This window comes from Ruegeria sp. HKCCD7181, from assembly GCF_057221055.1.
Window position 1 is genome coordinate 257854 of record NZ_JBWVBC010000004.1, and the last position, 13414, is coordinate 271267.

14 protein-coding genes are annotated in these 13414 nt (G+C 55.9%); 11 read left to right on the forward strand and 3 right to left on the reverse strand.

All coding sequences use genetic code 11. The features are described from left to right. Window positions 1–8 precede the first annotated feature (8 nt). The 7 genes from AC2TCY_RS10335 to AC2TCY_RS10365 all read left to right on the forward strand — a co-directional run bounded on the left by AC2TCY_RS10335 (window position 9) and on the right by AC2TCY_RS10365 (window position 6069). Window positions 9–503 carry a TRAP transporter small permease gene (locus AC2TCY_RS10335; protein ID WP_480847272.1) on the forward strand — a complete coding sequence of 165 codons (495 nt, stop codon included), beginning with the start codon at window positions 9–11 and terminating at the stop codon, window positions 501–503. Then, window positions 500–1798, forward strand: a complete 1299-nt coding sequence (locus AC2TCY_RS10340) for a TRAP transporter large permease (RefSeq protein ID WP_480847273.1) — start codon at window positions 500–502, stop codon at window positions 1796–1798. The genes AC2TCY_RS10335 and AC2TCY_RS10340 overlap by 4 nt, the downstream gene beginning before the upstream one ends. A 36-nt stretch (window positions 1799–1834) precedes the next feature. Beyond that, entirely contained in the window at window positions 1835–2827 is a 993-nt protein-coding gene (gene dctP / locus AC2TCY_RS10345) for a TRAP transporter substrate-binding protein DctP (RefSeq protein ID WP_480847275.1), read from the forward strand. Window positions 2828–2901: 74 nt separating this feature from the next. Beyond that, the gene (locus AC2TCY_RS10350) at window positions 2902–3213 is read left to right on the forward strand and encodes a (2Fe-2S)-binding protein (RefSeq protein ID WP_480847276.1); all 312 of its coding nucleotides are present in this window, start codon (window positions 2902–2904) and stop codon (window positions 3211–3213) included. Further along, on the forward strand, window positions 3200–4597 hold the full coding sequence (locus AC2TCY_RS10355; RefSeq protein WP_480847277.1) for an FAD-dependent oxidoreductase: 1398 nt from the start codon (window positions 3200–3202) through the stop codon (window positions 4595–4597). Before AC2TCY_RS10350 ends, AC2TCY_RS10355 begins: the two co-directional genes overlap by 14 nt. Further along, window positions 4594–5709 carry an NAD(P)/FAD-dependent oxidoreductase gene (locus AC2TCY_RS10360; RefSeq protein ID WP_480847278.1) on the forward strand — a complete coding sequence of 372 codons (1116 nt, stop codon included), beginning with the start codon at window positions 4594–4596 and terminating at the stop codon, window positions 5707–5709. The genes AC2TCY_RS10355 and AC2TCY_RS10360 overlap by 4 nt, the downstream gene beginning before the upstream one ends. Window positions 5710–5724: 15 nt before the next feature. Next, entirely contained in the window at window positions 5725–6069 is a 345-nt protein-coding gene (locus tag AC2TCY_RS10365) for a RidA family protein (RefSeq protein WP_480847280.1), read from the forward strand. 226 nt (window positions 6070–6295) lie between these two features. Here the strand turns inward: AC2TCY_RS10365 and AC2TCY_RS10370 are convergent, their stop codons facing one another. Then, complete coding sequence (locus tag AC2TCY_RS10370; protein ID WP_480847281.1) at window positions 6296–6760, reverse strand: hypothetical protein; 465 nt, start codon at window positions 6758–6760, stop codon at window positions 6296–6298. A 152-nt stretch (window positions 6761–6912) separates the two neighbouring features. After that, window positions 6913–7401: an Lrp/AsnC family transcriptional regulator gene (locus tag AC2TCY_RS10375; RefSeq protein WP_480847283.1), complete on the reverse strand. Its 489-nt coding sequence runs from the start codon at window positions 7399–7401 to the stop codon at window positions 6913–6915. 101 nt (window positions 7402–7502) lie between these two features. Here AC2TCY_RS10375 and AC2TCY_RS10380 point away from each other — a divergent pair, with 101 nt between their 5' ends. The 3 genes from AC2TCY_RS10380 (at window position 7503) to AC2TCY_RS10390 (ending at window position 10122) form a co-directional block, all read left to right on the forward strand. Further along, window positions 7503–8513 carry a pyridoxal-phosphate dependent enzyme gene (locus AC2TCY_RS10380; RefSeq protein ID WP_480847285.1) on the forward strand — a complete coding sequence of 337 codons (1011 nt, stop codon included), beginning with the start codon at window positions 7503–7505 and terminating at the stop codon, window positions 8511–8513. Next, window positions 8506–9630, forward strand: a complete 1125-nt coding sequence (locus AC2TCY_RS10385) for an amidohydrolase (protein WP_480847287.1) — start codon at window positions 8506–8508, stop codon at window positions 9628–9630. Before AC2TCY_RS10380 ends, AC2TCY_RS10385 begins: the two co-directional genes overlap by 8 nt. A gap of 141 nt (window positions 9631–9771) precedes the next feature. Continuing rightward, window positions 9772–10122: a DUF1428 domain-containing protein gene (locus AC2TCY_RS10390; RefSeq protein WP_480847288.1), complete on the forward strand. Its 351-nt coding sequence runs from the start codon at window positions 9772–9774 to the stop codon at window positions 10120–10122. A 292-nt stretch (window positions 10123–10414) separates the two neighbouring features. Here AC2TCY_RS10390 and AC2TCY_RS10395 read toward each other — a convergent pair whose 3' ends face one another. Then, window positions 10415–10720: an alkyl sulfatase C-terminal domain-containing protein gene (locus tag AC2TCY_RS10395; protein ID WP_480847290.1), complete on the reverse strand. Its 306-nt coding sequence runs from the start codon at window positions 10718–10720 to the stop codon at window positions 10415–10417. 564 nt (window positions 10721–11284) lie between these two features. On the opposite strand from AC2TCY_RS10395, the gene AC2TCY_RS10400 reads away from it, so the two are divergent. Beyond that, entirely contained in the window at window positions 11285–13342 is a 2058-nt protein-coding gene (locus tag AC2TCY_RS10400) for an adenylate/guanylate cyclase domain-containing protein (protein ID WP_480847291.1), read from the forward strand. Window positions 13343–13414 lie beyond the last annotated feature (72 nt).

A 13414-nucleotide genomic window follows, 5' to 3' on the forward strand; every position in this document is an offset into this window, starting at 1 on the left:
AGGGGGAAATGACACGCTTTTCAAGCGTCTTACTGACAGTCCTGATCTGCCTGGTTGCCATCGGGCAATTTGTGCAGGTGATCACCCGGTATGTGCTGGAAATCCCGGTGATGGGGCTGGAAGAAAGCCTGCTCTATCCCACCCTGTGGCTATACATGCTGGGGGCAGTTAACGCCTCGCGAGAGAACACACATATCCGAGCAAACGTGCTTGAGATTTTTCTGTCGACCGAAAGGCAACATCAGGTTCTTGCCGTCATAGGAGAAGTCATCAGCCTGGTTGTCGGCATCTGGCTGACAAGCTGGGCGTGGGACTTCACCAAATACTCGATGCGTGTCTGGCGTGAGAGCCCGACATTGTATCTGCCAACCTTCTACGTCGATGTCGCTTTGTTTGTCGGGATGGTGCTGATGATGATCTTCACCGCCTGGCATCTGCTGATGCACCTGCGCGCCCTGTTTTCCCCCATTGCCAGCCCTGTCGTTGAAGGAAGCCTGAAATGATCGAGATCGCGCTTTTCGCCGTACTGGTTCTGGTAATCCTGCTGACATTGGGCGTTCCGCTGCCGTATTGCTTCGGCGCAGGTCTGATGGTGATGTACTTCGCCGGTGACGTGGTCATGAAGGGTAACATGCTGTGGGGTTTCCAGCAGCTTGGAAACCCAGTGCTGCTGGCCATTCCATTGTTCGTTCTGGCCGGTACGATCATGTCCGTATCCGGCATTGCGGCAAGTCTGTTGAATTTCGTCAACATTTTTATCGGTCACTTGCGAGGCGGTCTGGGTGTCGTTGCCACCGTGTCCTGCGCGTTGATCGGTGCGATCTCGGGTTCAGGTCTGACCGGTGTTGCTGCCATTGGCCCACTGTTGATCCCCGAAATGGAGAAACAGGGCTATCCCCGTGCATATGCGACGGCATTGATTGCGAACGCATCGCTTCTGGGCCTGTTGATCCCGCCATCGGTAACTATGATCGTCTATGGCTGGGTTACAGACACTTCGATCCTGGCCTGTTTCCTTGCGACGCTGGGTCCCGGTCTGTTGATCATGACCAGCTTTTCGGTGGTCAACATCCGCATGGCCCGCAAGTTCCCGTTGCAATTGAACGAGCCGCTGAAAGGTTCAGCCTTTGTATCTGAGGCAACCCATCGCGGGCTCAGGGCCACACCGGCGCTGCTGATGCCAGTGATCATTCTGGGCGGCATCTATGGCGGTATCATGACCCCGACCGAGGCCGCGGCGGTCGCCGTGATCTATGCCATCCCGGTGGGTTTCCTGATCTACAAGGGGCTGGATGTCCGCACGTTTCTGGGCGCTGGCAAAGAGGCCGCCACTTCGGTTGGCGCGATCATGCTGATGATCTTGTTCTCGATGATCCTCAGCCAGATGTTCGTACTGGAAAGTATTCCCCAGGCGATCGTACAGGGCATCTTTTCGATCACTGAAAACAAGGCGTTGCTGCTGGTCCTGATCAACATCCTGTTGTTCCTGGTTGGCATGGTGGTCAATGACGTTACGGCGATCATCCTGATTGCTCCGTTGCTGTTACCTTTGATGCAGGCGATCGGTGTCAGTCCGATACAGTTTGCAGCAATCATGGGCGTCAACACCGCCATGGGCGGGGTCACGCCGCCCTATGCCTCGATCCTGTATTTGGGCGCACGCATCGGCCAGGTGCCGGTCACCAAGGTGATCCGCCCCGCGATGACACTGATTTTGCTGGGCTATCTGCCAGTCGTATTTCTGACCAGTTTCTGGCCGGACCTGTCGATGTGGCTGCCCCGCTTCTTTGGCTACTAAGCCGCCAACTTCATCACTCACGGAGGAGACTTATCCATGATGAACTTTCTAAAATCCACTTGCCTGACTGCTGCTGTGGTCGCAACTGCGGGCATCGCAGCCGCCGACACGCTGAAGATCAGCCATATCCGGCCGCAAGGTGCCACCATCGACAACGAGCTGCGTGCCTTTGCAGAAGAGCTGACAACCGCAACAGATGGCTCGGTAGAGCTTAACCTGTTCCCGGCTTCGGCGCTGGGGGATTATACTTCGGTTCAGGAGCGTATCTCGGTTGGCGCAATCGACATGGCCGTGCAGCCCGCTGCGACGGCTGTTGACCGCCGTATGCAGATCTCGGCTTTCCCTTACGTGGCCTCCAACTGGGCTGAGGCGAAAAAGATCTACGGCCCCGGCGGAGCAATTCACAGTGCGATGAAAGATCTTTACGCCAAGCAGGACATCACCATGCTGGCCGCCTATCCGGTGTATTTTGGCGGCGTGGCCCTGAATACCGACGCTGTGAACCCGGGCGATCCGACCTCGGCAAAGGGTATCAAGGTTCGCGTACCTGGCATCAAAAGTTTCCAGCTGACTGCCGACGCACTGGGCTATATCTCGTCGCCGATCCCCTTCTCTGAAGCCTTCACTGCGGTGCAAACCGGTGTTGTCGACGGTGTCGTCGGTTCGGGCGCCGAGGGTTACTATGCGTCGTTCCGAGATGTGACGACGTCTTACGTGCCTGTGAACACTCACTTCGAAGTTTGGTACATGATCATCAACTCGGGCACTTTGGCCGACATGAGTGAAGAAGACCGCACAGCGCTGGAAACAGCTGCGTTGGAGTTCGAAGCCAAACGTTGGGAAACAGCCGAAGCCGATCAAGGCGCGTTTGAACAGAAACTGGCCGATAATGGCGCCACGATCGTTTCGCTGACAGACGAAGAGCTTGCTGCGACTGCTGCCCATGTACGCGCGCAAGTCTGGCCGCAAGTCCTGCAGGACGTAGGTCAGGATTGGGGTCAGGGCATTCTCGACCAGATCGGTGAATAATTCCGCCTGACCCTGAATTTGGGCAAGGCGCCTCCTCCCAGCGCCTTGCCCTCCTTTTTGACGGAGATCCGCCCATGTTCAGATCCCTGCAAGAAAACAACCCTGATCAGGTGACGCTGACCATCAATGGCAAGCGGGCGACAGCCTACGCAGGTCAGTCCGTATGGTCCGCGATGGCGTTGGCCGGTCAGGTTGAAACCCGCCAGGCAGCGTTGTCGGGCGAAGCGCGTAGCGCTTATTGCGCCATGGGCGTCTGCTTTGAATGCATGGTCGAAATTGACGGTCTTGCAAACCAGCAGGCCTGCTTGAGGCGGGTGGCGGAAGGCATGACCGTAACCACCCAATGCATCACCGAACACACCGAGGCAGGCGATGCACGCCTTTGATTGCGCGATTGTAGGGGCAGGGCCGGCAGGTATGTCTGCTGCCATCGAGCTGGCGCGCGAAGGGGTGCAGGTGGCCGTGCTGGATCGGGCAACAAAGGCCGGTGGACAGATATATCGTTCGGCCACAAATAGCCCCCTTCCAGACGCCGGCGTTCTCGGCCCTGACTACAGCGCGGGCGCTGCGCTGATTTCCAGATTTGAGCAATCCGGTGTCACGCACTTTTCTGGCGCGGACGTGTGGCACCTGGGTGACGACGGTCGCATCCTGTTTTCCCACAAAGGTGACACTCGGGAATTGCACTGTCGTGAGATGCTGCTTTGTCCCGGTGCTATGGAACGACCCATGCCGATTCCGGGTTGGACATTGCCCGGCGTCATGACGGCCGGGGCCGCGCAAGTGATGTTGAAATCTGACGCGGTTGTCGCCGACGGCGCGATTTTTGCAGGGTCTGGGCCTTTGCTTTACCTGATCGTGGCACAGTATTTGCGACTTGGGGCGCCAGTGGCGGCCTTGGTCGATACCACACCTCGGCAGCATTTTCTTGACGCTGCGCCTTATCTGTTCCGGGCATTAAGGCATACGGGTCAGCTGCGCAAAGGTCTGTCTTTGCTGCGGGAAATTCGTTCTTCGGGCGTTAAAGTACACAAGTGCGCCGAACATCTCGAAGTGATGGGCGGTGAAAGGGCCGAGGGCCTTCGGTTTGTCTCGGGCGGTAAGATGCACGAAATTTCTGCCGAAACTGTCTTTTTGCATCACGGGGTTCAACCCAACCTGAACATGACGCGGGCGATGGGCTTGGAGCATAACTGGAATTCTGAACAGATGTGCTGGCAGGTTTCCGTGGATGACTTTGGCCAAAGCTCGGTCGCGCACGTTTCAGTGGCTGGCGACGGTGCTGGAATTGTCGGGGCTGATGGTGCCCAGGCTGCAGGTCGATTGGCGGCCCGGAATATTCTGTTTCGCTTGGGTAGTCTTTCGCGGTCTGAGCGTGATCAAAAGGTGGTGGCTGATATGGCTGCCGTATCCTCGCAGAAACCGTTTCGCCGTTTCATAGACAGCCTCTATCGACCCACCGAGGCGTTGCGCCTGCCGCGCGATCCGGAAACAGTGGTTTGCCGCTGTGAAGAGCAGACTTTGGACGATCTGCGAAGGGGGTTCGAACAGGGCGCGCGCGACCCAAACGCGTTGAAATCTCTGACCCGCTGCGGCATGGGGCCGTGTCAAGGTCGTCAATGCGGTCACGTTGTGGCGGGACTGCTGGCGCAATGGCGCGGTGAAAGCCCGGATAGGGTTGGATACTATCGGCTCCGCAGCCCTCAACGATTGTTGAGCCTGGACGAACTGAGCCGGTACCACACCGTACAGGCGGAGGCTGCGGAATGAAGGCTGACGTTCTGATTATCGGCGGCGGCATTCAAGGCTGCGCCACCGCCTACCATCTGGCGCGGCAGGGCGTGTCTGCGATTGTGATCGAGAAAGACTATGCCGGACGTCATGCCTCGGGTGTGAATGCGGGTGGTGTTCGACTGCTGGGGCGTGACTTGGCCGAAGTCCCATTGTCCAAGTCATCGATGGAGATGTGGCAGACACTTGACGAGGAATTGGGTCATGAGACCGGATTTTGTCGCCAGACTCTGATCAATATTTCCGTGGATGAGGCGGACCAGGCCACGCTATTGGAGCGTGAAAACAAGATGCGCGCTGCGGGCTACACGCATGAGCGTATCATTGATCGATCTGAACTGATGGACCGCCTTCCGCATGTTAACCCGAAATGTGTCGGTGGGGTGATATCCGACTTGGATGGCTATGCGATCCCGTACAAGGCCACAGCGGCCTATCGCCGGGCAGCCGAGGATTTAGGCGCAATAGTGGTCGAAGACGAAGAGGTGTTGGGGCTAAGACGGGTCGGAAATACCTGGCTGGTCCAAGGCCGGCAGGAAAGATACGAGGCCGAATCCGTGGTCAATTGCGCGGGCGCCTGGGCAGATCGGATTGCCTTGATGATCGGGGACAATGTGCCGCTCAGCCATGCGGCCCCAATGTTAATGATAACAGCTCGGATGCCCCATTTTGCCAAGCCCGTTGTTGGAGCAGTCAGCCGCCAACTCAGCTTCAAGCAGTTTGAAAACGGTACTGTATTGATCGGTGGCGGGGCAAAGGGGTTTGCAGATCGCGCCAACAACCGCACTCGGTTAGATTATGCCAAGCTTGCTGCCGCCTGCCGCATCACGGCCGAGTTTTTTCCGATCATGCGCAAGGCGAGCATCAACCGGATGTGGTCAGGGTTGGAAGCTTACATGCCGGACAATCTGCCAGTCATCGGCCCGGCCGTGAATGCCGCTCGTGCGTTTCATGCCTTTGGCTTTTCAGCACACGGATTTCAGATGGGCCCAGTGGTCGGACAAGTGATGGCTGATTTGGTGACTGGCGGACAAAGCCGTTTCAATCTATCGCCTTTTCGCATCGACCGATTTGACCGTAAGGTCCTGTAACAGGAGACACCAGACATGACTATCACGCGTATCGAAACCGGCCAGCGCATGAGCCGGATCGTTAAGCACAACGGAACGGCCTATCTATGTGGTCAAACATCGGACGCGGCCACAGTGGCTGACCAAACGCGCGACATCCTTGCCAAAGTGGAAGATCTGCTGGCCAAGGCGGGCAGCGACAAAACCCGGGTGCTGCAATGTGTGATCTGGCTGGCGGACATGGCGGACTTTGCCGAGATGAATGCGGTTTGGGACGCCTGGGCTCCAGAGGGTCACGCTCCGGCCCGTGCGTGTGGCGAAGCCAAATTGGCACGCGATGCCCTTAAGGTCGAGATGATCGTTACCGCTGCTTGCGACTGACCGCGGGATGATGGCCGCGTTGCGCCCATTTCTGGTGCAACGCGGCCATACAGAAAGTTCCTCTGCCGAGTGCGCGTAACAGCTTTCCTCGGTAAACCATTCGCATGTTTCAGCCCATTGAACGTCCCCATAATCGATGTCAAAAATCGTCTGCCAATCCCGATCAAAGACGTCCGCCTTAATAGTCGTGGACCCTGCCGTTTAGGGAGTTGTTTCGGCGCCAATATCAACGCTGTTGGCATTGGCCTCGTCCTTGGCTGCCAGCCAATTCCGAGACCACCGTTGTCGAGATCCTGCTGCAGATGAACTGCCACTGGCCAGGCACCAGCTTCAAGGTCCAGGGCTGTGGTAACGCCGTCCTTGGCTTGTAGAATTCTCCAAATGGAAAAGGAGTATTTGTGCAGGCGATGAAACCGGGCGCCACCAGATGCCCCGTGGCATCAACATCGCGTTTCCCGTTTAGATTGTCTTCTGAAAGCGTGACGATTTCGCCATCTGCAATTCCGATATTGAGAATTTGATCCCGACCGGTTGCCGGATCAAGCACGCGACCGTTTTCTATCACCAGATCGTATCCCGGGCCGTCCGGTAGCTGCGCAAGCAGATCCGTCTGTGCCTGAGATAGAGTGCCAACCCAAAGGGCCATCCACGAAAGAACAACCGGCGAAATCCTCCACAATCCCACGTTCACCAAAAATCTCGCTGGAATTGAGTAATCAATTACTCGAGGCCGTCCGGCATTGGTGCGCCTCGGGGCGGCATTGCCAACTTGTCATCGTAGCGAGAATTTCGGTGAGCTAGCCCAAGGGAAAGACATCACATTATCTGTAGTTTTCCCTATGTTTACTGGGCCGGGCTTGAGGGGTTGGCCTCATTCGCAGGAATTGGCAGCTGCAGACTGACCTTTTTGCGCCCCATGACAACCGAAGTCCGGAACCGCCTGACATTTGAATTGTCAAAGAACAGACGCTTTGTGAGCGCTTCAAAGTCTTCCATGTCGATGGCGGTGCAGATCAGACAAAAATCCGCTTCTCCCGTCACGTAGTAGCATTGCTGTACCATCGGTTCAGACTGGATGCGTCGGCTGAACGCATCAATCTGCTCCTGACGCTCTCGTTCAAGCTCGACCATCACAATGAACGCCATGGGTACGCCGATTTTCTTCGCATCGATGACGGCCACTTCACGTGAGATTGTGCCAGTTTCGCGCAGAGCCTTCAGCCGCCTTTGAACAGACGCCACCGACAGTCCTGTCTCGGCCGCCAACCCCTCTAGCCCACGCCTCGTGTCTGTTTGCATAAGGTTCAAAAGTTGTGCGTCATACTTGTCCATTTCAGGAAACTCCGATTTACAGCCGGTTAGTGAGAAAGTTTCTCGCAATATGGCACTCTGGCGATCGATTACGATCAGATCATTTCGGTAGTCTCGCTGCTATGGAACAGAGAATCGTACTAAACCCGGAAAAACCGCGCTCGCTGTGGCGTACAAGCTCACTATATAAACCGACTCCGCTGGATAGTGTCGAATTTCGCGGCAGATCTTTGCTGATCAAAGATGAGACCGCGCGCATGGGCTTGGGTGCGTTCAAAGCGCTTGGTGGTATTTACGCAGTAGCGCAGATGATCGCCAATAAGGCCGGAGTCGGGTCCGATCAAAAATCTTATGACAGTGACGCCTATCGTCGGACGGCGAATGAGATGACATTTGTTTGTGCCAGTGCGGGCAATCATGGAATGGCCGTCGCGGCGGGTGCGAAACTGTTCGGAGCCAATGCTCGCATCCATTTGTCAGAAACCGTCCCGAAAGCGTTTGCCGCGATGTTAAGCGAACAGGGCGCCGAAATCATCCGATCCGGTCATGATTACGAGGCCAGTGTTGCGGCTGCAATATTGGACGCGGAAGACAGCGGTGCGGTTCATTTGGCCGATGGTTCCTGGCCTGGTTACAGCGAACCTCCGCGTCTGGTTATGGAGGGATATACCATCATGGCCGAAGAGATGCGCCAAACGTTCGAGGCGACAGGAGAATGGCCAAGTCACGTGTATTTGCAGGCAGGTGTTGGAGGGCTCGCAGCTGCGGTTGCCTACATGATCCGCAATTCGTGGTCCGTGCAGCCCCGCATTCTTGTGGTAGAGCCAGAGGCAGCGCCGTGTCTTCGCGATAGCGCCAAGGCCGGGCACACGGTGACGGTTGCCGGTCCGCAATCAAATATGGGTCGACTTGATTGCAAAACGCCGTCGATGCTTGCCTTTGAAATTTTGCGTGAAGCCGCTGACGAATGGCTGATTGTAACCGATACCATGGCGACAGAAGCGGTGGGCGCAGCCAAAGAGATGGGTTACTCTACGACTCCATCCGGTGCTGCGGGATTGGCGGCTTGCCTATCGGCCGACGCATCTACACCGTTGGTTATTTTGTCTGAACAGGGACTGGAAGATGGTTGATCTGAAGGCGTTCCGCCGGGATCTGCATATGCACCCGGAGATTGGTTTTGATCTGGACCGGACTTCTAACCTAATCGCTGATCATCTTGAAGCTGCCGGTCTGGAGGTGGTTCGGGGTATCGGTAAATCCGGCTTGGTTGCCACGTTGCGCCGCGGGTCTTCCGAGAATGGCATAGGCCTTCGCGCTGACATGGACGCGTTGCCCATTGAAGAGGCGAATGAGTTTGGGCATCGCTCGACTGTTTCGGGCAAGTTTCACGGCTGTGGGCACGACGGACACAGCACAATGCTGATGGGTGCCGCTTTGGCTTTGGCAAAGGAAACCGCCCTGAATCGAACCGTTCACTTCATATTCCAGCCAAACGAGGAAAACGGTCTGGGTGCGGCTGCGATGATCAATGACGGCCTTTTTGACCGGTTCCCGATGAGTGCGATCTATGGCCTTCACAACCTGCCGGGCATGGAGGTTGGATCTTTCGCGACGCAGTCCGGACCATTTTGCGCTTTTGAAGATAATTTTGAGATTGTCATTCAAGGACGCGGAGGACACGCCTCGATGCCCGAGAAAGGTGTTGATCCGATTGTCGTTGGTAGCGCTGTTGTGTTGCAATTGCAGACAATTGTGTCTCGCAACTTGCCACCAAGCGAGCATGCGGTGGTGTCGATAACCGAGTTTGTCACAGACGGCGCCCGAAACATCCTGCCGAGCAAAGTGACGATCAAGGGCGATTGCCGGGGTTTTTCAACGGACGTATCGGGAGTGATCGAAGCCCGCATGCGCGCTATTGTCGAAGGCGTCTGCCAGGCGCAGGGCGCGTCAGGTCATGTCAGCTATTCAACGTCTTTCCAGCCGCTGGTGAATGAGGCTAAGGAGACCGATGCGATAGCAAAAGCAGCGCAGTTGGTCGGGTCGGTTGACGCAAACTATGGGCGTGTCGGGTTTTCTGAAGATTTCGCCGAGTTCCTGAAACACCGGCCGGGTGCATTTGTCCTTATGGGAAATGGAACCCAAGGGCACAATGCTGCACCTCTGCATAATCCATCTTATGATTTCAATGATGAAGCAATTGAGGCTGGTGTGGATTTCTGGTGTCAAATTGCCAGTTCTGCTGTGTAGTCAGTAACGTGACCCAGGTCCGCTGGACACAGAGAACATGTGCGGGGGCTTGGGTGTCTGAGGCCGAAGTGGCATGCCTAAAGGCATCGTGACAAATTTATGCTAAGCTCTCGGGACTGAAATCATCAGGAGGGTGAAGAATTGGCGTGGATCATGGCATATGCCGGGGCGGTACCAACGGAAAAGAAAGCGGAGCACCAGGCGCACGCCGCGCGAATGGCGAAGATTTTCCGAAAGCACGGCGCACAGCGAGTTGTCGAAACGTGGGGTGGTGCAGTTCCCCCCGGCGAGGTTACTTCGTTCCCGCTGGCCGTGCAGGCCGGCCCAGATGAGACGGTCGTGATGGGATGGCAGGAATGGCCCGATCAGGCGACACAGGAAGCGAGATTTGCAGAAGCCATGCAGGACCCAGAGATGGGCGACATGAAGGATGTTCCTATCAACGGAAAGACAATTATTTTTGCGGGGTTCGAGGTTCTGACCGACGTCTGAAATCTCTAAACGCTCCAGACAAGTAGACTAGCGTTTTTTATAAAGGTGGTTTCCAGTCAGTATTCTGCGCAGCCTTTTCCGGCCTAGCATGTAGAATGGGACAGTCAGTCATAAGGGTCGATTACAAGGCGTGCGGGAATAGTCGCGGGTCAACGCGCATTCGTCGAAGGGAAACAACGTTGACGGTCATCGCTGCTCCTCAATTCCGATTTGGATTCACCTGGATTGCAATTGGGTTAGGAGTGGCTCAGGGCAGGTTTGCCCCGAGCCATTTTCTGTCAGGCGATCCGACTTAGCCCCCGTTAGAATTTGCCAGCGGTGGCTGTGCGAAATCATTGGCTGGCGGCGTCAGGTCATGCCCGCCGGTGCCCGGCATCAGCTCAAAGCCCAAATCAAACTGATCCAGAGTTGAGGCCAACTGCGCCAAGACCTCGGCGTTCCCCTCCGCCTGTACGGTACCATCGGCCAGCATGTCGGTCAGCTTGCGCTCACCGGTCATGGCTTTCTCCAGATCGGCACGGTTCAAGCTGATTGACAGGTCGGTTTTTTTTGGACACACCTTTGGCGCGCCGCGCTGAATGGCAAACTTGGAAACCATCCAAGCGCTCAGTTGGCTCTGGAAAAATTGTTGCCGCTTCACCCGGGCTTTAAAGCGAAAGCACCTGATATCCTGTCTGTCTGGCAATTGGACGCAGAGTTTCAACGGAATCTGATGGCTGGTCTGCAAATGGCTGGGCTGTCTGAGCGCTGACCAATCCTCCAGAATCCGACGATGAGGTTTTCCGTATCGTGGTGGCAACGCCAAAGGGCAAAGAAATTAGCGGCCTCACGCGGATTCAATTTTTTTCTAGGTTGGGAAGATTGACCCTGCGGCCTGCGCTATGCTGGCTGTCGGCAGTGTGCCAATGTCCGCTATATGAATCATGATCAAGGCAGATCCGTGAATGTTAACGCTTTTCCATAAGGTCCAAGCACGTCGGCATTTCACTTGCTCAGCGTTTTCGTCTGAATATGCGGGCTTGTTGCACCTTGCTGTAAGAGCGTCAAACTGGCGATACCAATTGCCTTCGCCAGACGTTTATGGAAGCGCGCCAAAGGGATTTGAATTGACCGATTGGCTGTCTAATCGGCTACCACCGGCACTAAATGACAAGGGGCTACCATGCGTGTCAGCGTAGGGATCGCAGTAACAATCCTCGTTGCCCTGTCAATCGGCGTGTCGACCTTCGTTGTGCATTCGCTGTGGTGGACCACTGCGCGTGAAAACAGTCGGATGCTTGCGGCTGAAATCAATAGCCAGATCGCCAATACTGTTCGAATCGAAGTCGGGCTGACACTCAGTTCCGCTGAGGCCGCCTGGGCCGCTGTACGCACCATCTTTGTCCAGAATGTCATAGCAACGCGACAAGCCGACAAAAGAGAGTTTGTCTTTCTGTCGCAGTTGCAGGCCCAACCCAATATTTCGTGGATTATGTTCGGTTGGCCCGACGGGAATTATTTTGCCGCACACCGCCTCGGCGATGGTGGACTGGAAATGATTGAAATCGACAGCGAGATCCGAGATCGGATGCTGCGCCGGGACCGCTACATCTTCATTCCCGGCGACATCCAGTTTGAAGAACGGAACTTCACGCCTACAACCTACGACCCGCGTGATCACGCGTGGTTTGGAAATTCGATTGGGCGTGACTCGCCAGATTGGATCGAAGCTCGTGACTTACCAGGCAGCCAGAAGACAGTTTACGCTTTTGCCGGGCCAGTCGATGTGAACCGTAGACGGCAGGGTGTTTTGGCAGTTGTCATCGAAACTGATCGGCTGTCCCGATTCCTTGGCACGTTGCGGCCAGGCGAATTTGGCGCCGCGTTTATCCTTGATGCAGACGGGAAGGTGATTGCTGCTCCGGATCCGGATGCTGATGAGGTTACGCCCGCTCGGATGGGTGAAGGTGAGCTTTACGAGGTTGCCAAAAAGTCCGGCGAGCAATTGTTGGGTAAGTCCGGCGCGCGCGTCTCGATGAATTCAACCACAAGAATTGTCAATGAGGGCGTCCCCTATGCGGTGGCACTGACGCCTCTAGGCTTTTATGGTTGGCGCGTTGCTACGGTCATTCCGGAAGCAGCGTTCCTGTCAGGTATCGATAAAACGTTGGTGCGCCTGATTTACGTTCTTGTTGGAGTCGTTATTGGGGCCATCGGTTTGGCTATCTGGCTTGTCAGGCGGGTTGTATCGACACCATTGGCGGATATCGTCGAAGATCTGAACAAGGTCGAACGCTTTGACATCGAGCAGATTTCAAGCCGCCCGTCCAGATTGTCGGAACTTGCCAACCTTTCTGCCGCGACTGCAAACATGGCTGCCGGTCTTTCTGCTTTCCGCAAATACGTACCCACTGACCTTGTACGGACCTTGGTTTCAGAAGGCATCAACACTCAGCCCGGCGGGGAGATGAAACAGATATCGGTTTTGTTTTGTGACGTTGCCGGTTTTACAGGTCTGTCCGAAAGGCTTGGACCCCAGATTGTAGAACTGATGGAGCCTTTCTTTGACGCCGCTTCGTCTGCCATCGCTCGTAACAACGGTACGATCGACAAGTTTATGGGCGACGCTGTCATGGCGTTCTGGGGCGCTCCGCGACAGGATTCCAATCACGCCGAGAACGCTTGTCGCGCCGCGCTGGATCTCGTCGCTGCGGTTGCAGAAACCGATATCAGGGACGATACGGGAAGCGCTTTACGCGTGCGCATTGGACTGAACAGTGGCGAGGCGCTGGTCGGAAACATCGGCTCTGAGCAGCGGCTAAACTACACGGCAATCGGTGATGTTGTGAACGTTGCCAGCCGCTTGGAAGGCGCTAACAAAGCATATGACACATCGATCCTGATTGGCCCGGAAACCCGGCGGGCGGCGGGCGACGCGGTTATCGCGAGGGAATTGGACACCCTGGCTGTTTTTGGGCGCTCCGGTGGCCTCGTTATTTTTGAGTTGATCGCGATGGCCGATAGTTTCGACAAGTCTCACACCTGGATTGAGCTCTATGAAGAGGGGCTAACCTACTATCGGAACAGAAAATTTGAACAGGCGATCTCTGCATTTGAGGCGGCTGAAAATGAGCGTGGTGGAGATCTTGCCTCTGCGGTCATGAAAAGGCGCGCATCCGCCTTCCTGGATGCGCCTCCGCCGGACGACTGGATGGGCGTCGCGATCGCCGACACGAAGTGACCCAGCGAAGATCAGGTCTCATTTTGGCGCCCGGATGATGGCGATGCTAGCCGCTCGTTCGACCGCCGTAGC